The following is a 12,908-nucleotide window of genomic DNA, read 5'->3' as shown; positions in this document are numbered from 1 at the left end:
TATTAGCCTTCCCTTGATAATTTTCTGGTTGCGAGTTGGATCATTTGATTATGATAAAATTCGAGTAGTTCTATTTGTGTCTCTGGCGGTGTCGCCGATACTGTTTGGGCCATTTTTGCGAGGTTTTTACATTCTTGTGCGAGTGTAAAACAGCCTTGGTGATAATCTTCGGTCGCATTAAAATTGATTGCTCGCGGTAAAGGAGGCCCGGCATTTCGACCCGCAATACCGGAAGGTCGGGTCATTAAATGCACTGATAATGGCCTTAAAATTCCTGTCATTAAATCAATGGCTGCATTCATTAAGCGAGATCGCCTCATACTAACGGGTGTTGTTTGAGCAAAGTGTTGCATCATCATTTTGAACATAAGTTCATGGCACCCTTGATAGAAAGCCATTAAAGCCCTGCTATCAGGATCGGTGACGACATTGCAGCCCGTGCGTTCGCTAATGACTGGGTTTTTCAATACTGGATATGCGGGTTCAAATGGAATATCGTTCAATGTGAGCTTTTTAGAAATTGATCTTAAACGATTGAAATGACTTAATTCGAATTGAGGTGAATCTGCACTGGCCCCTTCGCCTTGCTCAGTGACAAAATCGATAGCAAATAATGCCGTTTCTTTATCATACACCTCAAATTGGTAATTAGGATAAGCACGATTTATGATCTCATTTAAAAATAAATGATGTTCGCCGCCTTTTTTACTTATTTCACCAGTGTATAAATTAGGGATCTCATTGAGCGCGATTCGAATATCATTATAAAAATCGGCAATTGATTTACCTACCGAAGCAAAGAAGTGCGGCCATTCAAAACGAACAAATTTAGCAATAATATGTTCCGAGAATGGCTCAAAAGAAAACTCAGTATCTAAACCAAACTTATCTTTTGCTGCTTGGCCAAACATAGGCTCTCCAGGGTAAAAAGGTTCACCTAAAGACATTAAAATATTATTAATCACCAAATAATGAATCATTTCTTCATGCGCAATTTCTAAAATAGCCCCTCGCCAGCCGCTATTTCTACGTCTGTCTTTGGTCCCATTGACTAACGCTAATTGTTCTTGAGTCCAACGACCAGAATTGACGAGTTGCTCGCCTGCTGCATAAGTGGGTAAAGAATAGCCGCTGTAAAGATATTGCAGCATAATTGATAGCTCGAGATCGACCGCATCACGAAGCTTTGCAATTAATTGGGTTTTATTTTTAATACTCCCGTTTACAGTGATTGGATTTTGTAATTCGGGGAGGGGTTTAGGAATTGCTGATTGCTCAACATTACTTAAGTATTTTAGAAAGAGGTGCGATTTTACTGACGACATTTCTCTAGTGCTGGGCATGTAATAACTTTTATCACGATTATTTGGATCGCACATCTGCCACATTAAGCGCGCGTAAGTTTCACATTTACATTTATCGGCCATACTAAATACTTTGTCAGCCATAAATGGGTAAAGTAGTTCGTAATACCCCATCACATTATGATAAAGAAAGTCGTAATCGACCTCTTCATCTGCCACATCGAGCAGATGCCAATCATCACTGAGAATACGTACTTGAATTGGACTATTATGTTCGCCTAAAAAAAGCTCTCCACTACCGGCTGCTAAACTCTCAATCCTCAGTCTTCCTTTACCATGATGGTCAGTTTCAATATATGCATCACATCTAATCGTTTGCGGTGAAGCTATAAAGGGTATTAAATTATTAATTGCTTGAGGTTTACCCCTAAAGTAACTGAATACATCAATTTCTTTGATGCTTTTAATGTCGTCGTTAGGGTTGGGTGACTCAATTGCGATAATGTTTTGTTCAGCTTGTATCTGCCAATCCGATTCATGCCATGTATGTTGGTTTGACTCTAATCTCAGAGACAGTTGATCAAAGGGTGTATTGCCAGTTACTAAAGGGATATCAAAAACATGGTTGTTATCTGAGTGTTGATACATAGATTCAGGTAAAATCGCAATAATTTCACCCATATTTGATTTTAAAACTAAATCTCCTAAAGAGATTTTCTCTGCGAGTTTGGGCGGCTGAGCATTTTTTACAGGTAACGCTTCTACATAAGCTTTATGTGGAAGGCTAATAGGCATATTTAAACTTGCCCAGCCATTGTGAACCTTCACTGTAATTGGTGAAAATTGAGATGGGTTGTCTGGTTGCAAAATACGGCCAGTTGGATTCGTAGCCATCTCATGTCTACGCCATAAACCGATTGTGCCATGTAGATCACAAAACACAGGGGTATCGGGTTGTTGAGGTGGTGATAGATTCGATACACAATATTGCACCGTTAAGCCAAGTACATCTGGATCTTCAAGTGCTATTTTCAATTGTTCTAAAAAAGGTGAGTCGATTTTTAACTGGTTAAATAAAAAGTTCTGATTCTTTTTACACACAGAAAATTGAAATAACCTTGCTTCAGCCATCTCATCACTTAAGAAATGATTAGGCTGTTCGATTATATAGCTAGGATTTAGCCAACGAACACCATGTGTGCAATCTATATCTGCAGATAAAATATGTGCTGTATTTGCAGATGCATTTGTATCACTAATGGTCAGTTGACCAGCATAAATTAAAGCGGAATCCCGCCGTGTGGGATTATTATCAACCCACCGAGCGCGATTAAAAGATGTTCTTAAGTATTCGTTGTAATGCCCCCATAAACCCAACTTGCTGCCTACTAGTGGGTCGGTTGTTTGATGTTGCCCATGATGTAGCTGTACTGATGTAATGTAGGTATTTTCCCAAGAAAAATGGTTATTACCCATCATGTTATACCCGGCTACTTGATTAAAATCGCCCTCAGGATCTTCTTGACCTAAATGATTAAATTTGGGAGTAAAAGACTTTAAATATTCATGGCATTTGCTTGGGTGTTGTTTTAAATCAAATTCAGAACCATTTTGTAAAACCGTATTTGTGGCGATATCAAGCGTATTTTTGATATTTCTGTTTGCTGTGGGCACGTTAACACGCGCCGATCCTTTAAAATGAACTCGGGGTAAATCGAGAATACTCATTTTATGTCATTTCCTATATTGATCATTGCTTGATTTTTTATTTATGATTATCTGTTTGGCTTTCTTCTTCAGCCTCAATACGCTTAAGTAACTTAAGTGCTGCGCTCTTTCCTGCCATAACACCGCCTTCCATCCAGCCACAATGAGGTGTATATGCATCTGAAGCGGATATAATTTTGCTTTTTTTATGGACAAAGCTCAGTGGGTGAGTGGGGCTACACTCTTTTGAAAACTCAACGCCATGTATCCAATATTTATGAGTGTGCTCAATCGGATCTGGGATTTGTTCTATATCGCATTGAATTGCACTAGCCATTAATTCTTTGACGGTTTTTAAGTAATGGGCTTCGCCATGTTGAATTGTTTCTTGCCAGTAATTAGCGAAATCACTATCTGTGTAAAAAAAGATATAGCGATTGTCTTTAAAGTAGAGTTTTCTGATTGGGTTATTGGTAATAATCACATGATCAGTTAAAGATAACTCTTGCCACCAGGGGTTATCATAAAAAAGGAAACCTTTAAAAAGCGGAATTGAGCCATAAGTGTAATGGGTCCAATCTTGTGGGAAATTACAATTGAGTCTACTCATGGCAGTAGGAGGTAAGGTGACTATCATGTCTCCGTGAGTGATGCGAACAATATCATCATTGCTGTTTTTTAGAGTTAATGCGGGCGTTTTTGAATGGTTATCGATTGTTATGAGTTCATAATCGAAATGAAATTCAACACCTAATTCGACTGCGCGGTCATACAATATTTGTGGAAGAGTACAAAACCCTTCTTTAAGGTTACGCCAGGTATAACCTGCATTATCAGAAAACCCTTGGATCTCTGGGTGCTTTTCTATTATGTCGTATGCAATATTAGGGGTGATAAAGGGCAGTGATAAAGAATCATAACCAAGCGCGTTAATGATGTCTTTACTTTGATCTTCACCTAAATAAGCGGTTAAAAAGTTTATGAATGAGTCATTTTTATGTTCATCACACATGGGCTTCAATTTGTTTAAAATTTCTTTTAATTGACTATGCAGCTCTTGTGGTCTGGTTAATTGAGTAAACGGAAAACTTTCATTTTCAATATTAAAATGTGCAACAAGCTCATTAATATTTTTATGAAGTTGTGGTGAAAACCGACCAGCCCCAAGGTCGATAAATTGCTCTTGAATTTTTATTGCATGGGCTCTACCACCCACCCGCTTTTTCTGTTCAAAAACACGAATTGTTTTTTTGTTACCTAAATGAAAATTAGCGAGCGTGAGTGCGCACATAATTCCCGAAACTCCAGCCCCTACAATGGATATAGTATTTTCTTGATTCGACATCTTTCATATTCCCTGAAAAATAAAAATAGCATGATGATTACTTTATATTCTTCGGTACCTCAATGAGGTACTGTGTAAACGAATGTAAACTAACACATGTTCCTTAAATAGGGAATAGAAAAAAGATATTTAGCCTTACTTGTCTATTCTGAAGTGGTGATTTTTTGTAATAGTTATAGGCTTAGTTAAAAAAACCGTTTTATTAGAGCGTGTTATGTATCTTTCATTTATCAAACACTGAAACACTTTGCTTTTAAGTGATTAATTATAACTGTTTGTTTTTTAATGTTTTTAAAATTGTTTTTGATCGAAAATAACGTAATCTCACTATTACAAATAATAAGCGCCATTACGTTATTGTTTTAATTATCCAATATGAATTTTTTATTAATTTGAGTGTTTGATTAAACTATTTAGATGAATAAGGGAAAAAGCGAACGCAAATAGTCCACCCATGACATCAGCGATAGGAAATGCAAGCCATAAACCATTAGGCCCAATGAGGCTGGGTAAAAAGTACATGAGTGGTAAAAGCAAAACATAAGTTCTAGCTGCGTCTAATAATGTAGCCGGCAATGCTTTTCCCAAGCCTTGAAATAATCCGCTAGACATCATGCAAAAGCTCGCTGTTATGAATCCAGAAAAACAAATAGGCGCAATATTAGCTCCCAGTTTTATGATGTCCGTGTTGCTTGTAAACATTGCCAATAATATGTCTGAATAGAAACACAGTATAATTGTAACCACGACTCCCCAAGCTGCACTCATTGCAATTGCAACAAGGTACGCATGTTTTACTCTTTGATATTTCTTGGCGCCGTAGTTATATCCAGATAACGTTTGTAAAGCGACCATCATGCCTATAATTGGTAAAAACAAAAACATGAAACACCTAATTAATATGCCATGAGCTGCGATCAAAGGCTCTGATATATCAGTAAAGACGGTCGAAATTGAATACACAGTCACTGCAATGGTAATCGAAAAGCCACCATGAGAAAGTAAAACAGGTAAACCAAGGCTTAACATCTTAAAATGGATTTTTAATGGACTAATCAAGTTGTTAAATGAAAACGCAACAGCACTTTCTCCTTTTTTTTGCAGCGCAATAGCCATCATCAAACCCACACTTATTGCAATGATCGTGGCCCATGCTGCCCCAGCGACACCCCATTCAAATACAAATATAAAAAGTGCATCTAAAACAATGTTTAAAATTGATGCTGTTGAAAGCACTTGCATCATGGCTTTTGGATTGCCTGAAGCCCTGAAGCCTTCTGTTAGTTGATTACTAATAAAGCCTATGATCCAAAAAATGATAATAGGTGTAATGTAGCTACTTGCTTGCTCGCGCAAAGTTAAGGGGACTGCGAGTAATTCATAGATAGGATCTAAAGCTAAAAAGCTAGAAAGACAAAATATAAAAGCACAAATTATTGATAATAAGAATGAAGTTGAAAATACAACATCAGCATCGCGCTGCCTGTTCGCGCCAAGATAACGAGCAACCAGCGAAGCCATACCACTTCCAAGCATGGTACTTATTGAGATTAAAAACATTTGAATGGGAAAGACAGCAGAAACAGCAGCCATTGCATTGGCGCCAATGCCTTGAGAAATAAATAAAGCATCTACAAAGCTATACATGCCATTGATTAGCATGCCCAAAATAGCTGGTAACGCTAGAAATCCGAATTGCTTGAAAATAGAACGGGTTATTAAAGGCGAGTGTTTGTTTTGTGATGATACTTCTAGCTCTAGTGTATTTGTGGTCACTGCTTGTACCTAATATGAGTAATTTAGCGCAAGTGTACTCATAAATTTTTATCGTGTAAAACTCTATTCTAAGTAGGCGAAAATAAATCAACACGCTTTTAGCTTATTAATAGGCGTCGGCCTCATTTAAACACTACTTTGTTACAAGAGTTAGGCATTGATAGAGTTTGTTTGCTCAATTGTAGATAAAATTTCAACTCGATAGTTGCTGGCAACTTAACGATTGCTAAATAAACAAATTTTTTAAATTTGAGCAAACGTATTTTTATGAGTTACAACCTGTTTTTGAAACTTGGGAGGTCCAAACTTCTGAACCTATGGTAAGCCGGATGGCATTCGACTTACCTTGATTAAAAATAGTTAAATGCTAATAAAAATAAGTAGTTGTGCGCAAATATAAGCGCCCAAACCAAATACCATATGCGTACAAATACTTTTTAATCTCGCGCGATTGACTGATGGCAATTTTGCTGCAGCGATCCCCATACCAAAACAAGGCTGCATAACAAAAAAGGGTAGCAAAACTGTCAAAAATGAAAACAGTAAGATCGGAAACAACTCAGGCGTATTTAACTAGTTGGACCCAGTCATATAGATAAATATAAAGGCAAAAATGATACCGATAATATAATGTGCTGACCACCCAATGACTGACTCACCTTTTATTTTTTGTGTTGTGCCAATATTGTTATGCATGAGTTGCCCGCGGGGGATGAATAAAATCCATCGGCCGAGCAGTGCATAATTAAGAGAAGGGATAGCAAAGACCTTTTTTATAAGTAATGCATATAAGTCCATGCTTGCCGTAGCACCAATACCAATGAGTACAATAGAGTAGAAAGTTTCTAGGGTCATATAATATACCTCTGTTGAAAAATTAATCTTACTTTCATAGCATGCCACTTAAAGTTAACTTTAAGTCAAGGTAATAATGAAAGATAAAACACTTGATATTGGTGAGGTTGCAAAGTTATCTGGGTTTAGTGCTGCAACACTCAGATATTACGAACAAAGGGGTCTGATCAAAGCTGTGGCACGTAAAGGTTTACGCCGGCAGTTTGATGGTACTGTATTAGAAAAGTTGACACTGATTTTACTGGGTCGATTGGCGAACTTTTCGCTAGATGAAATATCAGAAATGTTTGGAGATAAAGCGCAGCTACAAATAAATAGAGCAAAATTAATACTTAAAGCGAAGGAAATAGATGAACAAGTAAGGCGCTTGCTAGCCACCCGAGATAGTTTACTTCATGTTGCTGAATGCCCTGCAGAACATCATTTACAGTGCCCTAAATTTAAAAAGTTAATGCGTGTCGCGAACAAACTGAAGTAAAGCAGAGATAACTTAAAAATAAGCCTTTACACTCCAATTTTGTTGTAAGTAATTGTATTAAATTAAAAAATATATTTGTATGGGGCCGCTAATTTTTCAAGTATCGGGAGTGCTTAGCTTGTATCAATAAAGCTTTTTATTCGTAACATTTGCTCGTGTTGTTATCTGATGAATTGATATTGTTGAAAGCTTTAGGGGAAGATCTCTCGGTAAATAAGACAGAGTTTTTTTCTCGAACGAGTTGTTAAAGTCAGTATAAGTAGCTGTTTACTTTAGTGAAGTTAGTTGTCATCATTTGAACATCTTAAAAGCTTTTCATTACTGTAGGTGATTGTTTTCAATTCGATAGGGTCAACTAAGGAGTCGTTTTATGGAGGTTAGTGTTGCTAGTGAAAAGGCAATCTAAGTTTATGATGAGTGCTGGATTGATTGCGGCAGCGTCTGCAATATGGCATTTATTGTGTATTGTTGGCGGCCCTAGCTGGTTTATTTTTGCTCGTGCACCACAACAAATTATTGTTTCTGCGCAACAAGGGACGTTACTGGCACCGATTGGCACAGTGGTTGTTGCATGCTTGATGTTTGCTTGCTCTGTGTTTGCTTTTTCGTCTGCTGGTGTTATTCGACAGGTTTCTTTACTTAAACCTGCTTTAATAACCATCGCTTTCATGTGTATTCTACGCGCTCTTATCGCCCTCCCAACCTTGATAACTCCGACAGGTTTAGATATTTGGCAGCTGGTGGCCAGCTCAGTGTGGTTCTATGTTGGAGTGTGCTTTTCGATCGGTGCCATTGCACAATTTCAATCAGGTAAATTGAAGCAGAATAACGAGAGTTGACCTGATCGGATATAAACGTGCGCTAAGAGCTCATCAAGTTTATTTATTGTCGGCAAGAGCGTATGAGGTGTAAAAGTATATTACGCTAAAAGAAAACTGCATCGCTTTTATCAAGATCGCTGATGAATATGGCTTACTCAAACAATCAGGTGCGCTTATTTGTAATCATGATATGCATGTAGTTGTGACCATTAAGAGAGTTTTAGTTCAGAACCCCTCATCAACGTGCTCAATTGGAAATTAATTCTTCAGACTAATTAACTCAGCTAAGTGATATGCGGCTATTGACTAGTGATACAGTGGATGATGGAGCTGATGGCTGGGGAATTTTTGCCTTGTATTGAATCTATATAGTTCGCAGACTTTTTGGTTACTTGAACGATTGTATTGGTTATATTTTAGGTATATGATTTTAAATCAATAAGATAGCAGGAGTTTTATCGCTGTTATTGTTCAATTTTAAATATTATAAGGATGTAGTATGAGCACTATTGGTAACTTAATTTGGTTTTTATTCGGTGGGATATTCATGGGCATTGCTTGGTGTTTGTTCGGGCTGTTAGCGTTTGTGAGTATTATCGGTATTCCATGGGGAAGAGCGTGTTTTGTCATTGCTGGTTTTTCTTTTTTCCCATTTGGCAAAGAAGCCATTGCCCGTGATGAATTAACGCAGTCTGAGGATATTGGTACCTCGGATTTAGGTGTCGTTGGGAACATTATTTGGTTTATATTCGCGGGTCTTTGGTTAGCAATCGGCCATGTGCTTTCTGCGATTGCTTGTTTTATCACTATTATTGGCATCCCATTTGCGATTCAACACCTTAAACTGGCCGGCATTTCAATTGCACCGATTGGTAAAACAATTGTGCCAAAAGAAGTAGCGGCAGCAGCCCGTAATGCGAATGCGCAAGTCGTGGTCGAAAAAATGCGAGAGCACTGATAACAGGTAAAGCACTGGCATTAGGTTAAGTTGTTTTCTGTAAATTAATGACTTCTCGAAACAGATGCTGACTCACGTCAGACGATGTTTATAAAGTGCTGTATTGTATTTTATTTAACAAAAAAAAGATAAAAATGGAGTGAATATGAAAAAGGTATTATTGGGTTTATTATTAGTGTTGCCATTGATGCTTAAAGCTGAGATCGATAAATCGGCTGTTACGGAGTGGTTAACTGTGATTGATGATGGCTTATATCAACAGAGTTGGCAGGCATCGTCGGGGTATTTACAATCTCAAGTGACAGAGAAAATCTGGGCTTCGAGTCTTAGCTCTGCACGTAGTCAGTTCGGCACGCTTGTCTCGAGAGAGTTGGTTGACTCTAAAGTCGTGTCAAATCTGCCTAAGGTCCCATCAGGCAAGTATGCAGTTATGATCTATAGCTCAAAGTTTACCGAAGGCACTGCCACAGAAACGGTCACGTTTATGCAAACCGAAACGGATGGTCAATGGCAAGCTGCGGGTTATTATATCAAGTAGTCGCGTGGCTTTGACGACATTTTTGTATTGAGGTCGGATTATAGTCATTCTTAGATCGACTTGTTGATGAGTATTTACTTCGCAGTGAAACCCGTTTGCAATCAATGGTGATTTCTTATTTTCGACCTTACTTTAACTTTTTAATTGATACTCGAATTAGCTGTGTATTTAAGCATCAGTTATTGTTTAGCGGCTGCCTCCCTAAGTGACGGGATAAACATAAATAATTATCACAAAGGGAGCACGTATGCTGCTAATAATCAATGAACGTAAAATCGACAACCCTATCGTAATAGCGCTAATGATGCTGGCTGCGCTGTCTTTGGTTGGCGCCGTGATTGCTTTGGTGTTATTCGTTTTATTGCCATTAATCGGGATACTGATTTCTGGTTTGATGGCGCTATTGTTAGTGGTGATCACTCCGATTATTTTATGGTTTGTATTACCCATTCTATTTTTGTCACTTATGAATAAACTGTTTGGCCCGTTTATAAAATAAAAGGGTCAATGACCCCTTCGTATTTAAACATTTAACTCCTGTAGAGGCCGCGAACTTTTTTGCTGGTTTCAATTGCTAGGCAAGTTATCTCATTTCTTGCAAATTCATCAGCTAACCTGATCATTTTTGTATTTTCGCTCACAGGTGCATCTAATCAAGTTTTCGGGTGAAAGTCGCTGTTTCTTATAAATCTTTCGGGCTTGGTTTTACGACTGAGTTGATCGCTTTTTCTTTTATCGCGTATTCATGACTAATACAAATATTTATTGAGTAAGAACTATGCCTCCTTATCATCAAATGCAACTTAGCTATTTAGGTGTGCGGGTATTTTTTACCCAAGTAGCTTGGCTGCAGCAAAGCTTTATTATTTACAGTATCAGCATTGCTTCATTTGTTGCAGGCTGCATCTGGCAACCCCCTTTACAGTTTAAATGATCCAATGAAAATCAAACCTTTACGGCTGTTTAATCGCGTTTTAAAACGTAGTATGGCGGTATGTATTACTTAATTTTATGCTTGTGCCACTTAATCATACAGGAATGAAAATATGAATCGCGTGAATCCAAAAGCCTTGTTACACAGTAAATGGACGGCAAAGCAGCCTCAAAATAAAGAGAAGCATTTTACGATTACAGAAGTTGAATTAGATGAAAATAAAATAGTTATTCGTTGTGTGATACAAGCTGTACTGACTCAGAGTCAATATGAGATCAACTGGCGAGAGCTAAAACAACCTTTAATATGGCGTCAAGGTTGGTGTTAAATAAGCGTAGAACGATACACGTACTGGGTTATTTAGTGATAAGAATCAAGAGGGCAACAGCGCTTGCTTTACAGCAAGCGCAAAACGTGGAGTGACTAGATTACCTGTAATACATCTTTAGCCGCAAGGCGAGATTTAGGTAGTGCGGCATTGTAATCTTCTTCTGGTAGATGATAGCCAAGGGCCAAGGCGACTTCGCACACATAGCCATTTAATTCATCCTTGAACACGTCACTGATGAGTTGTGCATCCACTCCTTCCATCGGTGTCGAATCGATTCCTAAACGTGCCGCTGCATGCATGGTATTACCTAATGCGATGTAGGTTTGCGCTTTCGTCCACGGTGCATTGTTACCATGCTCGTCTGTGTTTAAATCAACGAAAGCAAAAGCGCCAAAGGCCTGCTCGCGATTTTGCTCTTGGGTTCGACCATTTTTAATATCAGCATCAATCACTTTGGCGTAATCGTCGCGGCTATATTTTGGCTGATACGCGAATAAAACCACATGCGATGCTGCTTTTATATGCGGTTGATTAAATTGAAAATTATTAGCAAAGGTCGAGTGCATACGTTCTTTTGCCTCATCAGACTCAATCACCACAAATTTCCATGGCTGTGAATTGATTGATGAAGGAGATAAGCGCATAGCTTCATAAAGGATGGCCAGATCTTCAGCGGCGATGCGTTTGGTCGCATCATATTTTTTTGTGGTGTAGCGCTTATTTAAATCTTGAATTATTGGGTGTGTCATGATGTTTTCCTTCGCGTGTTTAATCGCTTTGACCTATGAATGTTCAGCGTAAGTTGGCTGATTGGTTGTTATAGTAGAGTTTGCTTTACAGAATATAAACTTCATAATGATTGAATCATTATCAAAAAATTTTAGATAATATGCAGGTTGAAGATTTAAAATTAGTGTTGAAAGTGGCTGAGTTTCGTAGCATTACCCACGCAGCTGCGAAATTAGATATCAGAACAGCCACCGCAAGCGCTGCAATTAAACGGGTTGAAGCGGCATTAGGTGCAGAGCTCTTTGTTCGGACGACTCGTCATTTGCGTTTATCGTCCGCCGGTGAGCGTTATATTCCGCAATGTGAGCAAGCACTCGCTGTTCTTGAGCTCGCGAAACAAAACCTTAAAGGCGATGAGGGGGCCATTGAGGGGGAGTTACGGGTGGCGTTGTCTTCGGATTTGGGGCGTAACATAGTGAGCCCTTGGATTGATGAAATCATAGACCGCTACCCAGCGGTCAGTGTTCGTACTCACTTAAGTGATAGTAATATTGATTTTTATCGTGATTCAGTCGATATTGCACTGCGTTACGGTTCCCCCACTGATGCAAATATGTATGGGTTTAAAATTTGCCAAGTGCCGCGTTTATTATGCGCAACCCCTCAATACCTTGAAGAGTTTGGTTACCCGACTCATCCTGATGATTTGCAACATCACCAAGGGCTGTTTTATCAATTGCAAGATAGGATCAATAATGTGTGGCATTTCACCGATGAAACATCCACTTTTAAAGTGAAAATGCAGGGGCGCCGTGCATCAAATGATGGCGATTTGGTGAGGCGTTGGTGCCTTGCTGGAAAAGGGTTGGCAGTAAAATCAGCCTTGGATTTTGCGCAAGACTTATTGGATGAAAAAGTCGTGGCAGTCATGGCAGATTACCCGCATATTAGTTGTGAGTTATGGTTAATTTGTCCAAGTCGACAGTCAATTACACCTGCTGTACGGCTGTTGCGTGATGTGTGCCGACAAAAAAGCAGCGACTTACTCAATCAACTTGTTAACAAAGGAATTATCAATAAACGTGCTATCGAGATGTAGCGCTAAACTTGATGGCAATAGCCAAGCGAGAAA

Annotated in this window: 11 protein-coding genes and 1 pseudogene; 7 read left to right on the top strand and 5 right to left on the bottom strand. The window is 38.6% G+C overall.

What is annotated here, in order from left to right; all coding sequences use genetic code 11:
• Positions 1-2 precede the first annotated feature (2 nt).
• The 4 genes and pseudogenes from vioB to AC3KVK_RS19255 form a co-directional block, all read right to left on the bottom strand.
• Positions 3-3,032, bottom strand: coding sequence for an iminophenyl-pyruvate dimer synthase VioB (vioB, locus tag AC3KVK_RS19270; RefSeq protein WP_490310030.1), 3,030 nt, complete (start codon positions 3,030-3,032; stop codon positions 3-5).
• Positions 3,033-3,069: 37 nt separating this feature from the next.
• Entirely contained in the window at positions 3,070-4,356 is a 1,287-nt protein-coding gene (gene vioA / locus AC3KVK_RS19265) for a flavin-dependent violacein biosynthesis tryptophan-2 monooxygenase VioA (protein ID WP_490310031.1), read from the bottom strand.
• Positions 4,357-4,743: 387 nt separating this feature from the next.
• Positions 4,744-6,132 (bottom strand): MATE family efflux transporter, encoded by a 1,389-nt coding sequence (locus tag AC3KVK_RS19260; RefSeq protein WP_490310032.1) that lies wholly within the window; start codon positions 6,130-6,132, stop codon positions 4,744-4,746.
• 360 nt (positions 6,133-6,492) lie between these two features.
• Positions 6,493-6,987 (bottom strand): annotated as a pseudogene (locus tag AC3KVK_RS19255) (DUF2938 domain-containing protein).
• A gap of 76 nt (positions 6,988-7,063) precedes the next feature.
• On the opposite strand from AC3KVK_RS19255, the gene AC3KVK_RS19250 reads away from it, so the two are divergent.
• From AC3KVK_RS19250 to AC3KVK_RS19225, 6 genes are all read left to right on the top strand, one after another.
• Positions 7,064-7,465: a helix-turn-helix domain-containing protein gene (locus AC3KVK_RS19250; protein WP_490310033.1), complete on the top strand. Its 402-nt coding sequence runs from the start codon at positions 7,064-7,066 to the stop codon at positions 7,463-7,465.
• A gap of 380 nt (positions 7,466-7,845) precedes the next feature.
• Positions 7,846-8,304 (top strand): hypothetical protein, encoded by a 459-nt coding sequence (locus tag AC3KVK_RS19245; RefSeq protein ID WP_490310034.1) that lies wholly within the window; start codon positions 7,846-7,848, stop codon positions 8,302-8,304.
• Between the two features lie 481 nt (positions 8,305-8,785).
• A complete protein-coding gene (locus AC3KVK_RS19240) occupies positions 8,786-9,244 on the top strand; it encodes a YccF domain-containing protein (RefSeq protein WP_490310035.1) in 459 nt (152 codons plus the stop codon).
• A gap of 145 nt (positions 9,245-9,389) precedes the next feature.
• Positions 9,390-9,782, top strand: coding sequence for a DUF4019 domain-containing protein (locus AC3KVK_RS19235; RefSeq protein ID WP_490310036.1), 393 nt, complete (start codon positions 9,390-9,392; stop codon positions 9,780-9,782).
• 247 nt (positions 9,783-10,029) lie between these two features.
• Positions 10,030-10,281: a hypothetical protein gene (locus tag AC3KVK_RS19230; RefSeq protein WP_490310037.1), complete on the top strand. Its 252-nt coding sequence runs from the start codon at positions 10,030-10,032 to the stop codon at positions 10,279-10,281.
• 547 nt (positions 10,282-10,828) lie between these two features.
• On the top strand, positions 10,829-11,044 hold the full coding sequence (locus tag AC3KVK_RS19225; RefSeq protein WP_490310038.1) for a TIGR02450 family Trp-rich protein: 216 nt from the start codon (positions 10,829-10,831) through the stop codon (positions 11,042-11,044).
• Between the two features lie 95 nt (positions 11,045-11,139).
• On the opposite strand, the gene AC3KVK_RS19220 is transcribed toward AC3KVK_RS19225, so the two are convergent.
• Positions 11,140-11,796: a nitroreductase family protein gene (locus AC3KVK_RS19220; RefSeq protein WP_490310039.1), complete on the bottom strand. Its 657-nt coding sequence runs from the start codon at positions 11,794-11,796 to the stop codon at positions 11,140-11,142.
• A 140-nt stretch (positions 11,797-11,936) separates the two neighbouring features.
• Here AC3KVK_RS19220 and AC3KVK_RS19215 point away from each other — a divergent pair, with 140 nt between their 5' ends.
• Positions 11,937-12,875: a LysR family transcriptional regulator gene (locus AC3KVK_RS19215; protein WP_490310040.1), complete on the top strand. Its 939-nt coding sequence runs from the start codon at positions 11,937-11,939 to the stop codon at positions 12,873-12,875.
• The last annotated feature ends 33 nt before the right edge of the window (positions 12,876-12,908 follow it).

The sequence above is a fragment of the Pseudoalteromonas sp. J2K-J979 genome, from assembly GCF_058169715.2.
The sequence above is the reverse complement of the archived record's forward strand: the minus strand, read 5'-3'. Positions and strand labels throughout refer to the sequence as shown.

What these genes read in the sequence shown, in the direction of transcription:
- vioB (WP_490310030.1), bottom strand. Translation starts at nt 3,032, where the DNA reads ATGAGTATTCTCGATTTACCCCGAGTTCATTTTAAAGGATCGGCGCGT.
- vioA (WP_490310031.1), bottom strand. Translation starts at nt 4,356, where the DNA reads ATGTCGAATCAAGAAAATACTATATCCATTGTAGGGGCTGGAGTTTCG.
- AC3KVK_RS19250 (WP_490310033.1), top strand. Translation starts at nt 7,064, where the DNA reads ATGAAAGATAAAACACTTGATATTGGTGAGGTTGCAAAGTTATCTGGG.
- AC3KVK_RS19240 (WP_490310035.1), top strand. Translation starts at nt 8,786, where the DNA reads ATGAGCACTATTGGTAACTTAATTTGGTTTTTATTCGGTGGGATATTC.
- AC3KVK_RS19235 (WP_490310036.1), top strand. Translation starts at nt 9,390, where the DNA reads ATGAAAAAGGTATTATTGGGTTTATTATTAGTGTTGCCATTGATGCTT.
- AC3KVK_RS19230 (WP_490310037.1), top strand. Translation starts at nt 10,030, where the DNA reads ATGCTGCTAATAATCAATGAACGTAAAATCGACAACCCTATCGTAATA.
- AC3KVK_RS19225 (WP_490310038.1), top strand. Translation starts at nt 10,829, where the DNA reads ATGAATCGCGTGAATCCAAAAGCCTTGTTACACAGTAAATGGACGGCA.
- AC3KVK_RS19220 (WP_490310039.1), bottom strand. Translation starts at nt 11,796, where the DNA reads ATGACACACCCAATAATTCAAGATTTAAATAAGCGCTACACCACAAAA.
- AC3KVK_RS19215 (WP_490310040.1), top strand. Translation starts at nt 11,937, where the DNA reads ATGCAGGTTGAAGATTTAAAATTAGTGTTGAAAGTGGCTGAGTTTCGT.